Consider the following 18575-nt stretch of genomic DNA (forward strand, 5'->3'; position numbering starts at 1 on the left):
TCATTGATAGTCTGCATTTGGCAGTGGTGCTTCTTTAGAGGAAGACAGCAGTCTCCACCAGTTTTCAATCGTCGGCTCCTCGGCAAGCTCAACAAATGTCACCTCTGCACCATTGCTCCGCCAGCGTTCAGCAAGGCTCATCATTCTAACCGAATCAAGCCCTCTGAAAATCAAATTCTCATTGTCCGTGATATCATCTGGTGATTCATAAAGAAGCGCAGCGATTTGTTCGCGGATCTTTTGCTTTGTCAGCATCTCCCCGGTTTGTTTGCCGTTTGCAGCACCCTGCCCGCTTTTCAGCTCGTTCAATAGATGTTCCGTGGTGATGGCGACAGCGCAGCGGTCGGCTGCATAAGAGATAGCCATTTCATGATGTTTTAAAGAAAAATCTGCGACAGCATCGCCTACAAAAAATGTTTCAATGTCTTGCATAAAGGCGTCACACGCTGTCATTAAACAGCCGATATGTGCGTAAACCCCTGTGATGATCAGCTGATCGCGGCCATGCTCTTGCAGGATGCCTAAGAGATCGGTTTTTCTAAAGGCGTTGTATCTCCACTTCGTCAAGACGATGTCGGCCTCATTCGGTTCAAGCTCGTCAACGATTTTCTGCTTGTCAGGCCCCGGACCGATTCCCGGACCCCAAAAGTCTTGGAGAAGCCCCCGCTCTTCCGGTGTTTGTCCGCCAGGCTGGGCCGTGTAAATGACCGGTATCCCAAGCTCAATACATATATCCTTCAGCATTTTAATATGTCCGAAAAGCTCTGTCATCGGAGATTCGCCTAAATTGTAAGCATCGATAAAATATTGCTGCATGTCATGAATAAGAAGTGCGGCGCGCTTCGGATCAGGTGTCCATGACACCTTGTTCTTCGGCAAATCTGACGCTTTTGGCATTGTGTACGGTAAGATGGCAGGAATGGCCATCAACATCACATCCTCTCTTTTTGATCATTTTCGCGCTTTTGGCATCATTTTTTCAGCAATGGCCGCGCGCAATGCTTTTTTGCTGACTTTTCCTACTCCCGTCTGTGGAAATGCCTCTACCATTTCCACCCGGTCAGGTATTTTATATGCGGCAAGGCCGCGCTCTCTCAGGAAGGCTTTAAGCTCTGCCGGAAGAGGAGGAGTGCTGCGCGGAATGATGTAGGCGCACGTCCTTTCCCCAAGAAACTCATCAGGCATGGAGACCACCGCTGCGTCAAGCACACCTGGATGGGCAAGAAGATGATTTTCCACCTCTTCCGCCGCGACCTTTTCTCCGCCTCTGTTGATCTGGTCTTTGGAACGCCCTTCAACAATCAGATAACCTGATGAATTGACTTTGACCAGGTCGCCCGTCCGGTAAAAGCCAGCGGCGGTAAAAGCTTTGGCATTGTGTTCTTCAGCTTTGTAATAGCCGCGAATCGTATACGGCCCTCTTGTCAGCAGCTCTCCTGTCTGCCCCGGCTCGACTTCGCGTCCGTTTTCATCAACGATCTTAATCTCATCAAACGGCGACATCGGCCGGCCTTGTGTATGGATTATGATGTCGTCCGGATCATCCAGTCTGGTATAGTTGACCAGACCTTCTGCCATGCCATAGACCTGCTGCAATGTGCAGCCGAACACCGGCTTTACACGGCCTGCTGCTTCGGCGCTGAATTTCGCCCCGCCGACTTGAAGGACCTGAAGACTTGTGAAGTCGTGGCGGCGCGCCGAAGCGGCTTCCAGCCAGATCAAAGCCAGCGGCGGAACAAGCGCGGTTATTGTGACGCATTCCTTTTCAATCAATGGAAAGGCTTCATCAGGGCTTGGCCCTTGAGCCAAAACGACCCGGCCTCCCGCATATAATGTTCCAAGCACACCCGGCGAGCTCAGCGGGTAGTTATGGGCCATCGGGAGCACGGCTAGATACACGCTCTTTTGATCAAGCCGGCAGATATCGGCGCTGATTCTCAGACTGTAAATATAATCATCATGTGTTCGGGGAATCAGCTTTGACAGCCCCGTACTTCCCCCTGACAATTGCAGAAAAGCGACATCGCCAGGGCTTACCTCCGGAAGATCGGCGGGAGCTGCATAAAGATCGCTGAGCGCCTGAAATTCTTCCGCATCACCGGCGACAATGACACGGCTGAGTCCGGGAAGCTTATCGGAAACCTGTCTCGCCAGCTTGCGGTAGTCAAATCCTGAGTAAATGTCCGGAATGATATATGCGGCCGCTTCTGAAAACTCGCAAAAATACGTAATCTCACTTTGACGGTGTGAAGGAAGGGCAAACACGGGCAGCGCTCCGATTCGAAAGAGGGCAAAACAAACCTCAAAAAATTCGGGTGTATTCGGCAGCTGTACGACGACGCGGTCTTCCTTTTGAATGCCAAGCTTTAAAAAACCAGCAGCTAAAAGGTCAGCTCTCTCATCCAACTCTTTATAGCTCAGATGGGAATCACCACATGTAATGGCGATTCGGCTGCCATGCTTGTCAGCCCGCTCCCTCAGCATCCCGCCAAATGTTTCGCCCCGCCAGCACCCCTCCTTCCGGTACTTTTCTGCAAATTCTTTCGGCCATGTCGGGCATCCCTTGAGCATATTTGATCTCCCCCTGTCATTCACTGTTCATTCCCATTGCACGAAGCATTGTGCGAAACTTTGCTGATGTCTCGGCCAGTTCGTCTTCCGGCTTTGACCCGGCGACAATTCCGGCCCCGGCAAACAGGCGAAGCGAGCGTTCCTCCGCCTCGGCACAGCGGATCGTCACCACCCATTCTCCGTCTCCTTCGGCATCACACCAGCCGACCATCCCGGTGAAAAAGCCCCGTTCGAAAGGCTCAATCTCTTGAATGGCCTTTCTCGCTGCCTCTGTCGGTGTGCCGCAGACCGCCGGTGTTGGCTGAAGAGCCGCTGCTAGCGTCAACGATGAAATCGAATCGTCTCTGAGCTCTCCCGTTATTTCTGTAGACAGATGCCACATCGTTTCTGTGGTGATGAGAGACGGCTCCTCTGGAACATTCAGCGTTTTGCAGAACGGTCTGAGCCCCGAAGCGACCGCTTCTGCTACAACCGCATGTTCATGCCGGTCCTTTGCAGAAGAAAGCAATTCGGCTGCCCGCCTTTGATCTTCACGCGGATCACTGCTCCGGGGCCTCGAACCCGCCAGAGGATTGGCAGAAACACGAAGGCCGGATTTTGTGACAAGCAGCTCCGGACTGGCTCCAATCAATGTTTTAGGTGTTTCTGTATTCTGTGTGGACACATCGACGGCAAAGGTATATCCGCTGGAATTATGCCGGGTAAGACTTGACAGCAAATCTTCGATATCGATTTTTTCCGGTGATGCCAAATGCAAGGACCGGGAAAGGACGATTTTGCTGAAATCGCCTGCGGCTATGCCCGCTAATCCGCGCTTCACTCCACTCATATATTCCTCCGGTTCAGGAACAGACTGAATCTTGTAATCATAAGCCAATGCAGCAGACTCAGGCTCATCTCCGGCAAATCTGAGCGGTCCCGCAAACCGGACCGCCTCCGGCACGGTAAGCCGCACAGGCTTTGTTTCATCAAAAGGGACAGCTCCGACTAAGAGCGGGCGGCTTTGTCCCGCCTGTTTGGCTTGTTTGAGAAGCGCCGCAGCCCGCTGAGCCAGATTTTCCATTTGGTTCAAGCCCTCCGCTTCAGAAACTGCGGCAAACACGCCTTCTGCAAGGATGGTTCGCTCAGGAGAAGAAAAAAAGAATGAATTCCCTGTCCGATATTCCTTTAAAAGCTCTTCAGCAGGCGCTTCAGAGACAATATCACGTTCCATCATTATCAAAACCTCCTTTAATTTCAGGTCAGGCCCCCAGAGTGGCTCCCCCATCAACACGCAAATCATGCATCGTTATGTGGCTAGCCCGGTCAGACAGCAAGAAAACTACGGCATTTGCAATATCCGAAGGATAAGCTAACTTCCCGAGCGGAATCCCTGTCTTAAATGTTTGAAGCGATCCGGCAATGACGTCCTGAGCGGCGTCCTCATCCGGCCAAAGCGCCCTTTGCATCGGCGTATCCGTCGATCCTGGTGAAACGATATTGCAGCGGATATTGTACTCGGCAAGCTCAAGCGCGAGACACTTCGTAAACATTAAAGCCGCCGCCTTGGATGCCGCATACGCGGACATCTGTATTCTCGGTACAGCCGCTGCATTGGAACCGACGGTCACAATTGAACCGTTTCGGCGCGGAATCATACGGCCGGCAACTGAACGGGAGACGTTAAAAACGCCGGTGGCATTGACATGAAACGTCTTCTCCCAATCTTCATCACGAAATGATGCGATCAAGCCGGTTCTCAAGATTCCCGCCACATTGACCAGCATGTCGATCGGGCCAAGATCACGCTCCACCTTGTCCACAAGCTGTTGAACGGCGGCGCTGTCACCCACATCAACGACAAAACCGGCAGAATGAAAACCTTTTCTCTCCAGATCTTTCACAAGCTCATGAAGCCCTTCCCCATTTTGATCTGCTGCCGCTACAATGACTCCTAGTTCTGCAAGCGTCCGGACCACCGCTTCGCCAATTCCCTGGGAAGCCCCGGTGACTAAAGCAACCTTGCCTTTCACACTTATCATTCCCTTTCTGAAATCCGAATCATAGCAATAAATGATAATGATAATCATTATCGTTTAAAAATATAATATACCAGTAAATGCTAACGGTCAAATCCTTTTCCGCAGGCTGCTATGGTATATTTCTCAATCTGTCTATTCTTCTTATGATGAAAACCCGGGCGCAGCTTCTGCGCCCGGGTTTGCGCATCAGCCCTGTCCCTCAGGGCTTAACGCAAACCGCAATGCTCTATTGATCAGAACCGGCAAAACCGATATGTGGCCTTCTCCCGCAAATTCATGAAACTCCGCATGAACCCCGTGGCTTTCAAAGGCCGATAAACGCGAAGCCAGCCGTTCCGCATTGTCATTCATCCCGCTTTTATGCGTCTTTTCGAGTTCTCCCGCTCCAAGCAGGACATTGACGTTGACACCGGTCTTTTCCAATCGGGAAACAAAATCACAATCTTCGTCAAAAAAAGACGGATTCCAATGAATGGACGGACTGCCGGCAATGTATGTCTGAAATAAATCGGGCTTTTTATACAGAACTTGCAGGACAAAAAGACCGCCAAGGGAATGGCCGAAAATCGCCTGCCTCTTCCGATCAACGGAAAAATCGTGTTCGATCATAGGCTTGACCCGTTCTTCAATGAACGTCAAAAAAGCTTCGGCTCCGCCCGGCTCAGGCCACCCCTTTCCATCAGGCCTTTGAGGCAGATCTCTCACTGAAACCGGCAGCGTAAAATCATAATAGCGGCCCGGATCAAATGGAGCATCCGTCTCATAGCCGATACCGACGATAACCGCCGGCACAACCCCGGTTTTGTCGGGACGGCGGGCTTGAACCCGCACCGCCTCGACCATCGTTCCGAACACTGAATTGGCATCAAGCAGATAGATGACCGGAAACCCCTCGGGAGGCGCTTCTCCAACCGGTTTAGCGATCAAAATCCGGTAGGTGCGTTTCCCGTCTATTGACTGCATCAGACGCTGCTCTGTACCGGGGATCGTCACCGGCGCAGCTTTGCCGGTCTGATCATGTTTCTCTTGGACCAAAAGGTTTCCCCTCCCCCTCTATGAGAAAAGAGACAGTTAATGAACCGTCTTTTTCTGTTTAAACAGCAAGTATAAGAAATAAGGCACACCGAAAATGGCGAGAATAATCCCCGCAGGAACCTCTGACGGCTGGAACAGCAATTTGCCGGCAAAATCGGCGCACAGCACGAGAAACATGCCGACGAGTCCGCTTAACAGCAATGAATGACGGTGCAGAACCCCCGCCAGCCTCCGGGCAATATGCGGGGCAATTAAACCGACAAAACCCATGCTGCCCGATATCGCCACACACGCGCTAATAATTCCGACACAAGCAATAAGCAGCACGATTTTTTCAAAGTTCGCAGATACGCCAAGGCTTTTAACGGTATCTTCATGAAACCGAATCGTATCGAGAAGGTTGCTCTTTGCGATCAGAAACGGAATCAACAGCAGAAGCCATGGCAGTGCGGCTTGTATATACGTCCAGTTCGCCGACCAGATGCTGCCGTTTTTCCAAACCATCGCCATTTCATGATCATTGGGATTCATCTTCAATGACAGGTACAGCGAGACAGCGCTGAAACCTGAATTGATGGCTATCCCGACAAGAATGATCCGGCCCGAGTCCAAATTTCCGCCGTGCCAGGCAAAGATAAAAATGAAAACCGCCGCCAAAATCCCGCCGATCAAGCCGAACAACGGCATTCCCATAGCGGTCAGAAGGCTAGATGCTTCCGTCTGGCCTTGAAACAGCAGCATATAGCCGACAATGGCCGCGCCGGCCCCGGCGTTTATCCCCATGATGCCTGGGTCAGCAAGTCCATTTCTGGTCATCGCTTGAATCACGGACCCGGCAATCCCGAGGCCAAGGCCGACAAGAGCAGCCGTCACAATCCGCGGAAGCCTTAAGTCAAACAGCAGGATGCTGTATTGCTCATTCGGATTGATTTGAAAAAGTGTCGATAACAGCTCCACGGGATGGACGGAAAACGCCCCTATTGTGATGCTGAAATAACAAACCGCAAGAATCAGGACAATGAAAACGGCATAGATGGCCGCTACTTTTTTAGGCACGCTGCTCCCCTCCTTTTCGCTTAATCAAATAAAGGAAGAAAGGAACGCCGATAATGGAGGTGACAACTTCAATCGGTGTCTCAAATGGGTAATTGATCAGCCTGCTGGCAATATCGGCCATTGTCAAAAAGATTCCGCCGATGATGCAGGAACAAGGAATGAGACGACTGTAGTCCGAACCGACGAGAAAACGGGTAATGTGCGGTACGACGAGGCCGACGAAGGCGATTTTCCCGGCCAAGGCGACGGAACTTCCCGTCAGAACCACAACCGCAGCCATCGCAGCCAGCTTGACGGCCCTCTTCTGCTGTCCAAGGCTTTCGGATATATCGTCCCCCAATGATAAAGCCGTCACTTTCCTGCCGAGAAAAAGAGCCAGGATGATGCCGAACGTCAAAAAAGGCACCGCATATTTCAAAAGATCAGGACTCATTTGATGCAGCCTTGCACTGTACCAAAAACTGATATCCTGGGATATTTGAAAATATATCGACATCGCCGCTGACACACTGCTCAACAGCATGCTTGTGACCGTACCGATAATGGCAAGCTGAACGGGCATAAAACCGTTCGGAATCACCGCGGCCAGGCCGAAGACAAGCCCCGCCCCGACAGCGGAGCCGATAAATGAATATCCCATCATTTCCAGAGACGATGATTGCGGAATCAACACCATCAAGAGCGTGATCATGAAGGCTGAACCATCGGAAACCCCCATAATCGAAGGAGAAGCCAGATAGTTCCGGGTGATCCCCTGCATCAGCGCCCCGGATACGGCCAGCGCCGCTCCGATCAGGAGGGCGCCGGCGGCACGGGGCAGGCGGGAATGCCAGATGATCTGATGATCTGTATTGTTCGGGTCAAAATGCAGAAGTGCCGAAAAAATCACTTCCGGCTGAAGCTGCTTTGCGCCGCAGCATATCGACAGAAAAACAGCCAGTACCGCGGCAAACGGAGCTGCGACCATAATGATGCGCGTCATTCGCTTTGAAGAATCCATAATTGAAAAACCTTTTCTATATTAGTTTTGCGACAATTTCTCTGATGCAGCTTTTAAAAATTGTACTTTGCTCCACGCTGTTCCTCCCTGTGCGAGCGGATCTACGGCATTGACAAATACATGGTCTTCTTTAACTGCCGTGATACTTTTCCAAATTGGATTTTTCTCCAGATCTTTCAGCGCATTCGGCTTATCCGCGTTTTCATCATCGGAAAATTGAACAAACATATAATCCGGATTCATCTCGCTTAGTTTTTCAAGTGAAATCAGTTCCTGGGCTTTGGCTGCCTTTACTTCGTCCGGAGCCGTGAATCCGAGCTCACCGTATAAGGTGGAGTTGAAAAACATGTTTTCCGGATAGATAAATACGTTTCCTTGTCTGATGCGAACAACGACAACTTTTTTATCCTTTACGGTTTTCTCAAATTCGGTTTTTGTTTCTTTTAGGTCTTTCTCATAATCTGAAATGATCTGTTTTGCTTCATCCTCTTTCCCGGTCAGTTCAGCCAATAGGTTTAAATTGTCTTTCCAGTTGGATGAAACGTGTGTCACAGGAATCGTCGTAGCGATGTTATCAAGCTTTTTCACCACTTTTTCGGGAAACTTTGTTGAAGCGAGGATAACATTCGGCTTCAGCTCAAGGATTTTTTCCAGATTCGGTTCGGTTTTTTCACCGATGGCAGTTGCTTGATCCGTGATGCTTTTAAACAGCTCCGGGAATTTCCCTGAGAAGGAAATCGCACCGGCCGGATGAACATCGAGCAGCTTGGCGTCTTCCATCGATTCCACACTTCCCGTAATGACGATTTTGTCAGCCGGGACTTTCACCTTATATGTATGATCGAGGTATTGGATGCTTTTCTCAGCTGATTCGGAGCTCTTTGCATCACCGCTCGCCTTTTCTTTGCTGTTCCCGCATCCTGCCGCAGCAAAAGCGAAAAGCAGAATCAATATAAAAAACGAAATTTTTTTCATTTACTAAAGACCCCCTGATTTAATTGATAACTATTATCAATTAAAATTATAGGAAAGCCTTCTCGATAACACCATGGACAATATCCGGCAATTAAAATGAATTTTTTCCGGACAACAGGCTGGCAGCCTGGCGAACAATCCGGCCATGGCTGCAGGCGGAATATTCACGCCAAGGATCAGATTTTACTTGATAGACCTGCTGCTGGCGCACAGCCTTCAAGTCCTGCCACTGAGCCGACTGCTGCATCTGCTGGTAAAATGCCAGTGTTTCCGGCTCCTTGAAAAGAAAGATCATGATGAAATCAGGCTGACAGGCCGCAATCGTTTCCAGAGAAATCACCCGGTCTGTCGGCTCCTTCAATGAAACTGCCGGCTGAAAGCCCAAGTCGCCAAAGAACACATCACTGACTGAGCGGTTATGAGCGAGGTAAATATCCTGCTTATGAAGCCGTAAAAACAAAAAGGTCTGTCCCCCGCATCGCGGATCAAGCTGCTTTTTCACCGTTTCCGTCTGCCGCTCATAGGACGCCAGCCATTTGCGGGCTTCCGCTTCTTCATTCAGATGTGAAGCCGTCAGCATGAAATGTGTCCTCCAGTCTTCCTCTGAGGGGAGATAGATGACATCGGTTATCTGATCCAGCTGCTCACGTTCTTCTTTTGAGACGCTGTCCATGCTGATGATCAGCTCCGGGGCGGCCTCGCACAATGTGCTCAAGTTTTCCTCCCATGGTTCATGGTAGCGGTATGCGCTGAGATGCACCGGAATATCCGCGGCATAATGCTTATAATAATAGGATGTCCACTTCGGGTGCAGCGGGGCGGCATAAGGTATGAGATGGAGCGGAATGAGCTGTCCGATCGTGTTCTGTCCGTAAGCGGCCAATTTCCTGCGCCTTTTTTTCATGTAAACCGTCGGCGATAAACCGGTGTGCTTTTTAAATGTGCGGCTGAAATAAAATTCATCCTGGTAGCCTGTTTGACCTGCAATTTCCCTCAGTTTGTAACTGGATTTGGCCATCAGCTGTTTCGCTTTGGTCATCCTCATTTCCGTGATGAACTCGGTCACGCTTTGCCCGTACAGCTTTTTGAATGTTTCGCTGTAATGCTTCGCGCTGATTCCGGCCATTTGCGCCAGCTGGTCGAGGGTGATGTGAGCATCTGAATGGGCTTGAATATATTCCTTTGTTTTGGCGATTGCTGATGCCGTATCTGCGGGATGAACCAGTTTTGCAGAGTAGATGTCGTATAGAAGAAGCTGCAGTTCAGCCTGGCACTTCATCTCCTGAAGCCCCGAAGAGGCCGACCATAAAGCGTGAAGTTCCTGAAGACGGGAAGCAAGATTTCCGACCGGATGAACATTCATCATCTGCAGATCGGAAAAGACGTCGGGATTCGTGTCCGCCACCAGTGTTTGCCGCTGTTCGTCACAAACATACGCCTGCAGCCTGATGAGATACATACTGATTTCATCCGATGAAGCCGTAATCCCGAACGTTTCATAAGGCGGGCAAATATAAAGCGTTTCTTTGTGAAGCGGACTTCCCGCCGTTTGAATGTCGATTCTTCCTTCTCCCTTTAAAAGAAATATAAAGACGAAAGAATCAGCAAGCTGCTGTTCATTTGGAAGGTCGCCGGTTTTTTTGATATGTTCGATTTGGACGAGACGATAGATATACGAGGATTTCATGGAAAACCGCCTTTCTAAAAACCAATCAAATATCATCCTGAAAATAAAAAAGCCCCCCTGAACAAAATATGGTAAATTGGTTGCGGACAAGCCTACAAAATACCAGTTTGCGAGGTGCATTTTCACAGTCAAATATAGCTGAATTTGCTTCTTACGATTTACTATAACACAATCTTTTTTTTTGTGGAATAACATATGCAGACCATTGGCGTTCTTTAAAATATATTTAAAAATTTATATTTATCATTCCAATCATCTTTTCACTCGTGTATAAAAGAAATGTATTCATCATCCATTTTTGAAAGGTGTGAACCAGCATATTGGAAATTTCGGAAGTCATGAAAAAATATCTTCAGACAATCGCTAAGTGGGGAAAACCGACGGGCGTCTTGATGATCATCGCCGGCGGCCTTTTTGCATTATTCGGCCTGCCTTTATATGTCATCGGCTCAGTCCCCGGAATTTTGTTAATTGTTTCGGGAACCTTTTTGTTTAAATCCGCGGACGCCGCTGCGAAAATAAGGGAAAAACCGGCGGCGGAAATGAGCGAAGCTTTTTTGGAGCACTACGCTAAGTTTCTGAAGTGGCAGTTGTTCCACCTCATCGCAGCCATTGTAATCATTCTATTGATCATTTTCGCTTTTCTGATTCTTGTGGTGATGGGGGTCATGACTGAGCTTCACTTCAGGACACAGCTATAAGATAAAACGGCCTTTAGTCAGGCCGTTTTATTATTCCGCTTCACCGACAACAGTGAAACGTTCATTGATATGTTCGCCTTTTTCAGCTTCATCGACAACTGCAATGGCGTAGTCTGCATAACTGACATAGCTTTCGCCGGCGGTGTTGACAATCAAGTTTTCCCGGCCTTTTTTGTATGCCCCCGTCCGTTTTCCTTCCGGATTGAAGAAGGCCGCCGGACTGATGAATGTCCATTTCAACCCGTTCGCTTCTTTTAAATCCTCAAGATTTTGACCTTGATTTTTTGCCGTTGGCCAGTATTCTTTAGGGAAGTCAGGCGTCTCATAAAGCCGGGTTGTTTTTTCTTCATCGACATAAAGGCTGCCCGCTCCTCCAACGACGATTAATCTCGTTTCAGGAACGTGCTGAAACAGTTCGATCAGCTTTCTTCCCGCTTCAACATGTAGATGCTCCTGCCCCGGGGCCGCTCCAAATGCGTTGACGACAACATCAAGGTCTCTGATATCGTCAGGTGTCAGAGCAAAAACGTCTTTTTCAATGACGGCTGCTCCGCTTTGTGCGATCTTGGATGCGTTTCTGACAATTGCCGTCACGTCATGTCCCCTTTCCGCCGCTTCTTTTAAAATCAGGCTGCCCGCTTTGCCGCTTGCTCCGATAATACCGATTTTCATGATAAATACCTCCATTTTTCTTTTGTAACTTATTTTGTTACATGTAAGCGGTGAAAAATCATCTCTTGTTTAAAAGAGATGAGTTAATACGTCTTTAAGAGACTTGCTCGCCAATTCATTCTCCATCGCCTGCTGGACGCTGTGAAATGTTTGGTCAAGCGTTGCTTGAATTTGCTTGCCGACCGGGCAGTTTGGATTCGGTTTTTCATGAATCGCAAATAGCTCTTCCTGCGGTTGAACCGCCCGATAAATATCCAGGAGCGAAATTTCTGCGGGATCTCTTTTCAAGCTTGCTCCGGCTACTCCGGGCCGCGACGAAAGAATATCAGCTTTTTTCAGCTGACTGATCATGCGCCTGATCACAACCGGATTTGTATTGACGCTGGCTGCGATCATTTCTGAAGATTCCCGCGGATTCGCTGCGATCAAGGACAAAATATGAATGGCCACTGAAAGACGGGTGTTTACCATATGATTTCACCACCGATGTAATAATTATAGTTACAGGTATATTTTTTGTCAACTCCTATCTTATACTTTCTTTTTTCTAGAATAAACAGTTATTTTCTTTTGAAACCTATTCGTCTCACCATTCGTACCTATACTAGAAGGGAGTGTTTTCCAATGAAAGATATCCAGGAAGGAAAAGCGGCCATCCAAAGCCGGCTTGAACCGGATGAAGAAGTGAAGGCATCCATTCTTTGCACTTATAATGCGAAAATGTACGCTCATGCCTCGCCTTACAGAGGCATTCTTGCGGCGACGGACAAACGGCTGCTGTTTTACTCTTCCCTGTTTGGGTCGCCATTTTTCCTTGACATCCGCTATGATGCGATTTCATCTTTCCGCCGTGAGAAAGGGCTTGTGACACGCGGAGAGCATATTGTGGTGATGAACGCCGGAGAACGGGAAGCTTTTCAATATTTTAACGGGTGTGATCATTTAGACACGTTTATCAAAGCCGTACAAAAGTTGGACCGGCTTCCCCAACATATCATGCACGTTTAAAGCCGTCGGGGGCTTTCCTCCCCGACTTTCCGCTTCCATCTGGACAACGCTAATGGTTGGTTTCATACTTTTCCCCATACTTCAGCACTTGATAAATCGCCATGCCGTCTGAAAGATGATTTTCTGAATATCTCACAGGAATCAGAGCAAACACTAAGTAATAGGTTGAAAAATAAACAAACTGATAGAGAAAAATACTTTCTGCCAAAATATCATGTATGATCAGCGAATTCACAATAAAGATAGACGCCAAATTAAATATGGCCCCTCCCGCATAAATCAGCGCATGTGTATACCGGTTATCATATTTTAAATCACTGTAATTGCAAAATGAATCCATAAAATAAATGCTCCTGATCTGAATCACCCCTATCTTGATCAGCTTCTTTCCCATCCCGACCTCCAGATCAGGCTTGCCTCCAAAAATCAGCACCATAAAACTGTGGCCAAGGGCGTGAAGGACAGAGACAGCGGGAAAGACGAGCAAAAAAGACCAAAAGAATGTGATGATATCGCGAAATCCAAACATCAAACCACCCTTTCTTCTGCAAATGTTTTTTAAACTTTTCCTCCCGCTTCTTTTTTTAAACCTCGGGATACACACAGAAAAGGAAGCAAACATTGTTTGCTTCCCAGCTTGTAGAGAAACCCATGTTTTTCTACAAGCTTTTTGTTTTAAATAGGTTTTGATATGTTTTTCTTCTTACAAAGAAACAGAAAAAGGCCTCCCACACTCCTAGCCTAGCTTCGCTAGGTGTGTGGCAATCTTCTTCATATTCTGGCAGGTAGCTGTGAGGAGAACTTGTTCCGTCACATTCCGTTTTCCCCTCAACCGGCAGTAGCGAAGCCCATGCAGCTGTTTTGAATCTGCAAAGCTTCGCTCTATTTTTTCTTTTCTTTTTTTGTAGAGGTTTTTTCCTGAGGCAGTCAAACGATTTTCCCTGACCTTTTCTTTATGATCCTCCCATATGTGTCTTGAAACGACCTTCTGATGGTTTTTAGATCGTGTACAGCTCTCAAGCAGAGGACATGAAGCGCATTTTTCAGGATTTGATTTATAAAACCTGTAGCCTTTTCGATCGGTTGTGGAGTAAAAAAGTGTTTGTCCGTTTGGACAAATGTACTGATCTTTTTCATTGTCGTATTGAAACTTCCATTTAGGAAACAAACCTTTTTTAGGATGAAAGCGTCTGTGGGCAATGACGCCAAAAATATGGCGGTCGGAAAGCCCTTTACAGATTGGTGTTGTTAAATAGCCGGAATCCAGAGCGACGGCTTCAACTTGAAAACCAAATCGTCCGATTTGGTGATCTAAACGATCAAGATAAGGTGCAGAATCATGGACATTGCCAGGTGTTACATAGACATCGGTGATGATATTGTATTTCATATCCGTTGTTCGATGATCCAAATAGAAAAAACCTTCAGGTTTATTTTCACGGTAAAGATAGCCGCTTTCGGGATCGGTGGTACTGTGGCGAATTTCTTTTTTAGCTTTCACCTCCTCTTTGGCTTTTAAAGACTTTTTTCCGTGCGCCTCTCGATCTTCTTGCACGGCTTCATCCAAGTCCTTTATATAGTTTTGTGTATCCTGTTCAATTGTTTTCCTCGTATATTTATGCTTGTTGGCGTTGGCTTTGAGATGGGTTGAATCGGTAAAAAGGACACGCCCGCCAACCATTTCGTGATTGATGGCTTGAAGGACAATTTCATCAAAAATATCTTGGAAAATGGTTGTATCTTTGAAACGAGTGCGTCGGTTCCAACTGATCGTTGAATGATGAGGAACTGGATCATTGATATTTAATCCTAAAAACCATCTGTAGGCCATATTGTAGTAAATTTCTTTTTCGAGCTGTCTTTCTGAACGGATACCGTACAGGTATCCGATAAACATCATTTTGAATAAAATCAATGGATCGAGAGATGGCCGGCCATTATTCTCACTGTAGTAAGGCTTAACCTTTTCAATAATGAACGAGAAATCTATGTATTTGTCAATTTTGCGTAGCAGATGATCCTCTTCAACAAGTTGATCAAGCAATACGAATTCGGCTTCGTTTTGAGAAGAATTTCTGGTGTAGAACATTAGCAAAACACCTTCCTTTTAAGTCCTTTTCTTTATTATAAAATGAAGAAATGGATGATTTAAGGAAAAAATAAAAGACTGTCGAGATTTTCTCGACAGTCTGGGAAGCAAACATTGTTTGCTTCCTCCAGATTGTGACAAAATCGTAAAACGGTTTAAAGTTTTACGATTTTGTCATCCTTTCAGCGTGACCCTCAACCCTTGCAGTCTAGGAAGGGCGAGCATCGGAGCAGACTTTCACAGGATGTGATGACGGCGGCGTTCAGGCAGGACGCCTGCACAATAGCCGTCGATCCTCGTTATTATTATTCGTGAGCACCGACTTAACAGGCCTGACAACGAATGCGAGGGTTTGTCGACACGCTGAAGGAGCAAACATTGTTTGCTTCCTCCTGAACCGGTTTCACCCGCCGATATAAGACATTTCAACCTTTTTCCTCGGCTCCGCTTTTGATAAGGCGCGGTCAAGGGAATATTGATCCGCACGGCTGAGCCAAACCGACCGGATCGCCTCGATAAGCTCCTGATCGGTTTGTCCGCTTCTGACCAATGTTCTTAGATCATAGCCGCTTGACGCAAACAGGCATGTAAAAAGCTCTCCTTTCGCCGACAGCCTTGCCCTGTTGCATGTCGCGCAGAAAGCATCGGAGACTGAAGAGATAAACCCGATTTCTCCGGAGCCATCCCGATAACGGTACCGTTTCGCCACTTCTCCTTTGTAATTCGGATCGATCGGTTCAATCGGCATGTCTTCGTTGAGAATATGGATAATATCAGCTTTGGTGACGACCGACTGCCGATTCCATTCATTCGTATTGCCGACATCCATAAATTCGATGAATCGCAAAATATGGCCTTTTTCTTTAAAGTAGCGGGCCATCGGCAGGATATCTTTTTCATTGACGCCTTTTTGTACGACCATATTGATCTTGATACCGAGCCCGGCTTGTTTTGCAGCTTCAATGCCTTCAAGAACTTTGCCGACGGAGACCCCTCTTCCGTTTATCGTTTTAAAGCGTTCATCATCAAGTGAATCAAGGCTGATCGTGACCCGCTTCAGACCGGCTTGTTTAAGCTTTTCGGCATAGATGGGCAACAGGACGCCGTTCGTTGTCATCGCAATATCGCGAAGCCCCGGTATGCGGGACAGCTTTCCGACCAGCTCGGGCATATCCTTTCTCATCAGCGGTTCTCCGCCTGTAAGCCGGATTTTTTCAACACCGAACGAATGGACAAACAGCTTCGCCAAACGTTCAAGTTCTTCAAAGGAAAGGAGCTCATTCTTCGGCAAAAACGGAAAATCCTTTCCGAAAATTTCGGCAGGCATGCAATACGTACACCGGAAGTTGCAGCGATCGGTGACGGAAATTCTCAAATCCCGAAGAGGCCGGTCTTTCTGATCCAAAATAGGGTTCTTGTTGGCGGTCATTAGCATTGCCTCCTTTTACGAGAGTCGTATTCGCTCGTGATGTGTATATACATTAAATGACTGGTTCCTCGCAAAACCAATCATCATGATATTCAGCTCCTCGGCCATCTGAATGGCAAGCTCGGTCGGTGCGGACTTGGAAATGACCGCAGAGACGCCGATTTTTGCCGCTTTTAGCAGCACTTCAGACGAGATTCGGCCGCTGAATACGATCAGCTTGTCCCGGACCGGAACCTGATGCAATAAACAAAATCCGTACAATTTATCCAGCGCATTGTGCCTTCCAATATCAGACCTCGTCGCGATCATTTTGTCTGGGGTGCACAAAGCGGCGTTGTGAACGCCTCCCGTATGCTGAAAAAGCTTGCTGTTTTTCTGCATGTCACGCATAAGCGCCAAACAGTTTTCAGGTTTGATCGTTACATAATGAAGGGCGGTTTTCGCCGTTTTGACATCCTGCTGGAAATAAAAATGCCGCCCTTTCCCGCAGCAGGACCCAATCACCCGCTTCGTGTAATCTTGAAGCCGAAGCTGATTTGAGCTGACAAGATCGACATATGCGAAACCAAGACTTTCGTCTATTGTAAACCTTTTAATCTCTTTTTTAAATCGGATAACCCCTTCGGATGCCAGAAATCCAATCACAAGTTCTTCCAGGCTGTCCGGCGAACAAACCAGTGTGACGAACTCTTCGCCGTTCACCATTACAGTCAAGGGGTACTCTGTCGCCATCTGATCCTCTCGCTGCACAAGCTCTCCATGATCATACCGGAAAACGCTGCGGCTTGTTGTGATGTTTTTCCCCATTGGTAACCCAGCCCCTTTTATATCTTTCATTATTTATTACTATACTCGTCTATCATGATACTTCACAACTCCCAGGTCAAATTTGGAAGCTTCATCTTGTTGATAGTTTGAAAATATGATATTATTTTTAAAAATTCACAAAATAGACACTTTTCTATCGATATGCGCCAATCACTGCTCCCAAACTCCTCAACCAGCTTCCGTTTTACAAACAGTTTTTTCATTTCCACAGGAGGACCTGACATGAAAAAAACAAAAAACAGGTGGCTCATCGCTCTTTGTGCGGTCGGAATCCATTTATCCATCGGGTCTGTGTATGCATGGAGCGTGTTTACAAATCCGCTTGCAGACCAATTCGGCTGGAGCCTGAGCCAAATCAGTCTGACGTTCAGCATCGCGATTTTATTTCTCGGCCTTTCAGCCGCATTTTTAGGACATTTCGTTGAAAAACACGGCCCCAAAAAAGCCGGTATGCTCGCGGCGTTTTTCTTCGGTATCGGTGTGACCTTTTCCGGGGTCGCCGTTCAGCTCGGCTCCCTTCCGCTGCTCTATTTGTTTTATGGCGTTTTTGGCGGCATCGGCCTCGGTGTCGGCTATATTACGCCTGTCTCTTCGCTTGTGAAATGGTTTCCGGACCGCCGCGGCCTGGCTACGGGGCTGGCCATCATGGGATTTGGCTTTGCGGCTTTGATCAGCAGCCCGATTATTCAGCTTTTGATCAGCCATACCGGGATTTCCAACACGTTCTTTATTCTCGGTATCTGCTATTTTGCGGTGATGATGCTCTCTTCCGTTTACCTTGCTCCTCCTGAAGAAGGCTGGGTGCCGAAAGGGTATTCTCCCGCAGCAGGAAGGACGGTCCGTCATCTGGATTTATCGCAGCTGACGGCAAACGAGGCCATTAAGACGAAACGGTTTTATTATTTATGGCTTATGCTTTTCATTAATGTCACGTGCGGAATTGCCATCATTTCGATCGCATCTCCGCTCTCCCAGGAAAGCGCGGGTTTTTCCGCAGCCGGAGCCGCCGCGCTCGTTGGCATTTTGGGTGCGTTTAACGGCTTCGGACGCATCGGCTGGGCTTCCGCATCGGATTATATCGGACGGCCGAATACGTATACCGTCTTTTTCGCCATTCAGCTTATTGCTTTTCCGCTGCTGCCGTTTGTTGCAGATCCAGTCATCTTCTCTGGCTTGATGGCGCTGATCTATACGTGCTATGGAGGCGGCTTTGCCGCCATTCCGGCATATATCGGCGATTTATTCGGAACAAAGCAGCTCGGCGCCATCCACGGATACATGTTAACAGCGTGGGCGGCAGCCGGACTTGTGGGGCCGATGTTCTCATCTTGGATTCGCGATGTAACGGGAAGCTACAGCCAAAGTCTGACGGTTTTTTCCGTCCTGTTCGGCATCGGACTGCTCCTCTCGTTTTTCATCAGGGCGGATATGAAGCAATTGAGAAAAAGAGCAGCGGTCCAAATCTCAAGTTCAGCAAAGGGATAATGCACTTATAAAGCCGGA

Annotated in this window: 18 protein-coding genes; 3 read left to right on the top strand and 15 right to left on the bottom strand. The window is 47.9% G+C overall.

The features are described 5' to 3' along the window. The 9 genes from P3X63_RS20310 to btr form a co-directional block, all read right to left on the bottom strand. Positions 1-927: an isochorismatase family protein gene (locus tag P3X63_RS20310; protein WP_277692953.1), complete on the bottom strand. Its 927-nt coding sequence runs from the start codon at positions 925-927 to the stop codon at positions 1-3. A gap of 24 nt (positions 928-951) precedes the next feature. Beyond that, positions 952-2571 carry a (2,3-dihydroxybenzoyl)adenylate synthase gene (locus P3X63_RS20315; protein ID WP_026589057.1) on the bottom strand — a complete coding sequence of 540 codons (1620 nt, stop codon included), beginning with the start codon at positions 2569-2571 and terminating at the stop codon, positions 952-954. A 16-nt stretch (positions 2572-2587) separates the two neighbouring features. Next, positions 2588-3787, bottom strand: coding sequence for an isochorismate synthase DhbC (dhbC, locus tag P3X63_RS20320; protein ID WP_026589058.1), 1200 nt, complete (start codon positions 3785-3787; stop codon positions 2588-2590). 25 nt (positions 3788-3812) lie between these two features. After that, on the bottom strand, positions 3813-4592 hold the full coding sequence (locus tag P3X63_RS20325; protein WP_035428669.1) for a 2,3-dihydro-2,3-dihydroxybenzoate dehydrogenase: 780 nt from the start codon (positions 4590-4592) through the stop codon (positions 3813-3815). Between the two features lie 186 nt (positions 4593-4778). Next, complete coding sequence (locus tag P3X63_RS20330; protein WP_026589060.1) at positions 4779-5627, bottom strand: alpha/beta hydrolase; 849 nt, start codon at positions 5625-5627, stop codon at positions 4779-4781. Positions 5628-5663: 36 nt separating this feature from the next. Continuing rightward, entirely contained in the window at positions 5664-6683 is a 1020-nt protein-coding gene (locus P3X63_RS20335; RefSeq protein WP_026589061.1) for a FecCD family ABC transporter permease, read from the bottom strand. Further along, positions 6676-7683 carry a FecCD family ABC transporter permease gene (locus tag P3X63_RS20340; protein ID WP_277691789.1) on the bottom strand — a complete coding sequence of 336 codons (1008 nt, stop codon included), beginning with the start codon at positions 7681-7683 and terminating at the stop codon, positions 6676-6678. Before P3X63_RS20340 ends, P3X63_RS20335 begins: the two co-directional genes overlap by 8 nt. Before the next feature lie 21 nt (positions 7684-7704). Further along, complete coding sequence (locus tag P3X63_RS20345) at positions 7705-8658, bottom strand: ABC transporter substrate-binding protein (RefSeq protein ID WP_277691791.1); 954 nt, start codon at positions 8656-8658, stop codon at positions 7705-7707. 91 nt (positions 8659-8749) lie between these two features. Next, complete coding sequence (gene btr / locus P3X63_RS20350) at positions 8750-10345, bottom strand: bacillibactin transport transcriptional regulator Btr (protein WP_026589064.1); 1596 nt, start codon at positions 10343-10345, stop codon at positions 8750-8752. A gap of 320 nt (positions 10346-10665) precedes the next feature. Here btr and P3X63_RS20355 point away from each other — a divergent pair, with 320 nt between their 5' ends. Further along, positions 10666-11046 carry a DUF5362 family protein gene (locus tag P3X63_RS20355; RefSeq protein WP_026589065.1) on the top strand — a complete coding sequence of 127 codons (381 nt, stop codon included), beginning with the start codon at positions 10666-10668 and terminating at the stop codon, positions 11044-11046. A gap of 30 nt (positions 11047-11076) precedes the next feature. On the opposite strand, the gene P3X63_RS20360 is transcribed toward P3X63_RS20355, so the two are convergent. Both P3X63_RS20360 and P3X63_RS20365 read right to left on the bottom strand, forming a co-directional pair. Continuing rightward, the gene (locus tag P3X63_RS20360; protein WP_026589066.1) at positions 11077-11718 is read right to left on the bottom strand and encodes an NAD(P)-dependent oxidoreductase; all 642 of its coding nucleotides are present in this window, start codon (positions 11716-11718) and stop codon (positions 11077-11079) included. A 69-nt stretch (positions 11719-11787) separates the two neighbouring features. Further along, positions 11788-12189 (bottom strand): Rrf2 family transcriptional regulator, encoded by a 402-nt coding sequence (locus tag P3X63_RS20365; protein WP_026589067.1) that lies wholly within the window; start codon positions 12187-12189, stop codon positions 11788-11790. A gap of 153 nt (positions 12190-12342) precedes the next feature. Here P3X63_RS20365 and P3X63_RS20370 point away from each other — a divergent pair, with 153 nt between their 5' ends. After that, positions 12343-12726 (top strand): GRAM domain-containing protein, encoded by a 384-nt coding sequence (locus tag P3X63_RS20370; protein ID WP_256860293.1) that lies wholly within the window; start codon positions 12343-12345, stop codon positions 12724-12726. A gap of 49 nt (positions 12727-12775) precedes the next feature. Here the strand turns inward: P3X63_RS20370 and P3X63_RS20375 are convergent, their stop codons facing one another. From P3X63_RS20375 to fdhD, 4 genes are all read right to left on the bottom strand, one after another. Beyond that, on the bottom strand, positions 12776-13255 hold the full coding sequence (locus tag P3X63_RS20375; RefSeq protein ID WP_026589069.1) for a hypothetical protein: 480 nt from the start codon (positions 13253-13255) through the stop codon (positions 12776-12778). A 207-nt stretch (positions 13256-13462) separates the two neighbouring features. Continuing rightward, positions 13463-14815, bottom strand: a complete 1353-nt coding sequence (locus tag P3X63_RS20380) for an IS1182 family transposase (RefSeq protein WP_179115646.1) — start codon at positions 14813-14815, stop codon at positions 13463-13465. A 403-nt stretch (positions 14816-15218) separates the two neighbouring features. Beyond that, on the bottom strand, positions 15219-16244 hold the full coding sequence (moaA, locus tag P3X63_RS20385; protein WP_026589070.1) for a GTP 3',8-cyclase MoaA: 1026 nt from the start codon (positions 16242-16244) through the stop codon (positions 15219-15221). A gap of 15 nt (positions 16245-16259) precedes the next feature. After that, positions 16260-17051 (bottom strand): formate dehydrogenase accessory sulfurtransferase FdhD, encoded by a 792-nt coding sequence (fdhD, locus tag P3X63_RS20390; protein WP_026589071.1) that lies wholly within the window; start codon positions 17049-17051, stop codon positions 16260-16262. A 243-nt stretch (positions 17052-17294) separates the two neighbouring features. Between fdhD and P3X63_RS20395 the strand changes: the two genes are divergently transcribed. Further along, on the top strand, positions 17295-18557 hold the full coding sequence (locus P3X63_RS20395; RefSeq protein ID WP_026589073.1) for an L-lactate MFS transporter: 1263 nt from the start codon (positions 17295-17297) through the stop codon (positions 18555-18557). Positions 18558-18575: the final 18 nt, after the last annotated feature.

It is taken from the genome of Bacillus sp. HSf4 (assembly GCF_029537375.1).
Classification (GTDB): Bacteria; Bacillota; Bacilli; order Bacillales; family Bacillaceae; genus Bacillus; species Bacillus sonorensis_A.

Excerpts from the sequence above, each read along its gene's own strand:
- P3X63_RS20310 (WP_277692953.1), bottom strand. The coding sequence starts at position 927 with ATGGCCATTCCTGCCATCTTACCGTACACAATGCCAAAAGCGTCAGAT.
- P3X63_RS20315 (WP_026589057.1), bottom strand. The coding sequence starts at position 2,571 with ATGCTCAAGGGATGCCCGACATGGCCGAAAGAATTTGCAGAAAAGTAC.
- dhbC (WP_026589058.1), bottom strand. The coding sequence starts at position 3,787 with ATGATGGAACGTGATATTGTCTCTGAAGCGCCTGCTGAAGAGCTTTTA.
- P3X63_RS20325 (WP_035428669.1), bottom strand. The coding sequence starts at position 4,592 with ATGATAAGTGTGAAAGGCAAGGTTGCTTTAGTCACCGGGGCTTCCCAG.
- P3X63_RS20340 (WP_277691789.1), bottom strand. The coding sequence starts at position 7,683 with ATGGATTCTTCAAAGCGAATGACGCGCATCATTATGGTCGCAGCTCCG.
- P3X63_RS20345 (WP_277691791.1), bottom strand. The coding sequence starts at position 8,658 with ATGAAAAAAATTTCGTTTTTTATATTGATTCTGCTTTTCGCTTTTGCT.
- btr (WP_026589064.1), bottom strand. The coding sequence starts at position 10,345 with ATGAAATCCTCGTATATCTATCGTCTCGTCCAAATCGAACATATCAAA.
- P3X63_RS20360 (WP_026589066.1), bottom strand. The coding sequence starts at position 11,718 with ATGAAAATCGGTATTATCGGAGCAAGCGGCAAAGCGGGCAGCCTGATT.
- P3X63_RS20365 (WP_026589067.1), bottom strand. The coding sequence starts at position 12,189 with ATGGTAAACACCCGTCTTTCAGTGGCCATTCATATTTTGTCCTTGATC.
- P3X63_RS20370 (WP_256860293.1), top strand. The coding sequence starts at position 12,343 with ATGAAAGATATCCAGGAAGGAAAAGCGGCCATCCAAAGCCGGCTTGAA.
- P3X63_RS20375 (WP_026589069.1), bottom strand. The coding sequence starts at position 13,255 with ATGTTTGGATTTCGCGATATCATCACATTCTTTTGGTCTTTTTTGCTC.
- P3X63_RS20380 (WP_179115646.1), bottom strand. The coding sequence starts at position 14,815 with ATGTTCTACACCAGAAATTCTTCTCAAAACGAAGCCGAATTCGTATTG.
- moaA (WP_026589070.1), bottom strand. The coding sequence starts at position 16,244 with ATGACCGCCAACAAGAACCCTATTTTGGATCAGAAAGACCGGCCTCTT.
- fdhD (WP_026589071.1), bottom strand. The coding sequence starts at position 17,051 with ATGGGGAAAAACATCACAACAAGCCGCAGCGTTTTCCGGTATGATCAT.
- P3X63_RS20395 (WP_026589073.1), top strand. The coding sequence starts at position 17,295 with ATGAAAAAAACAAAAAACAGGTGGCTCATCGCTCTTTGTGCGGTCGGA.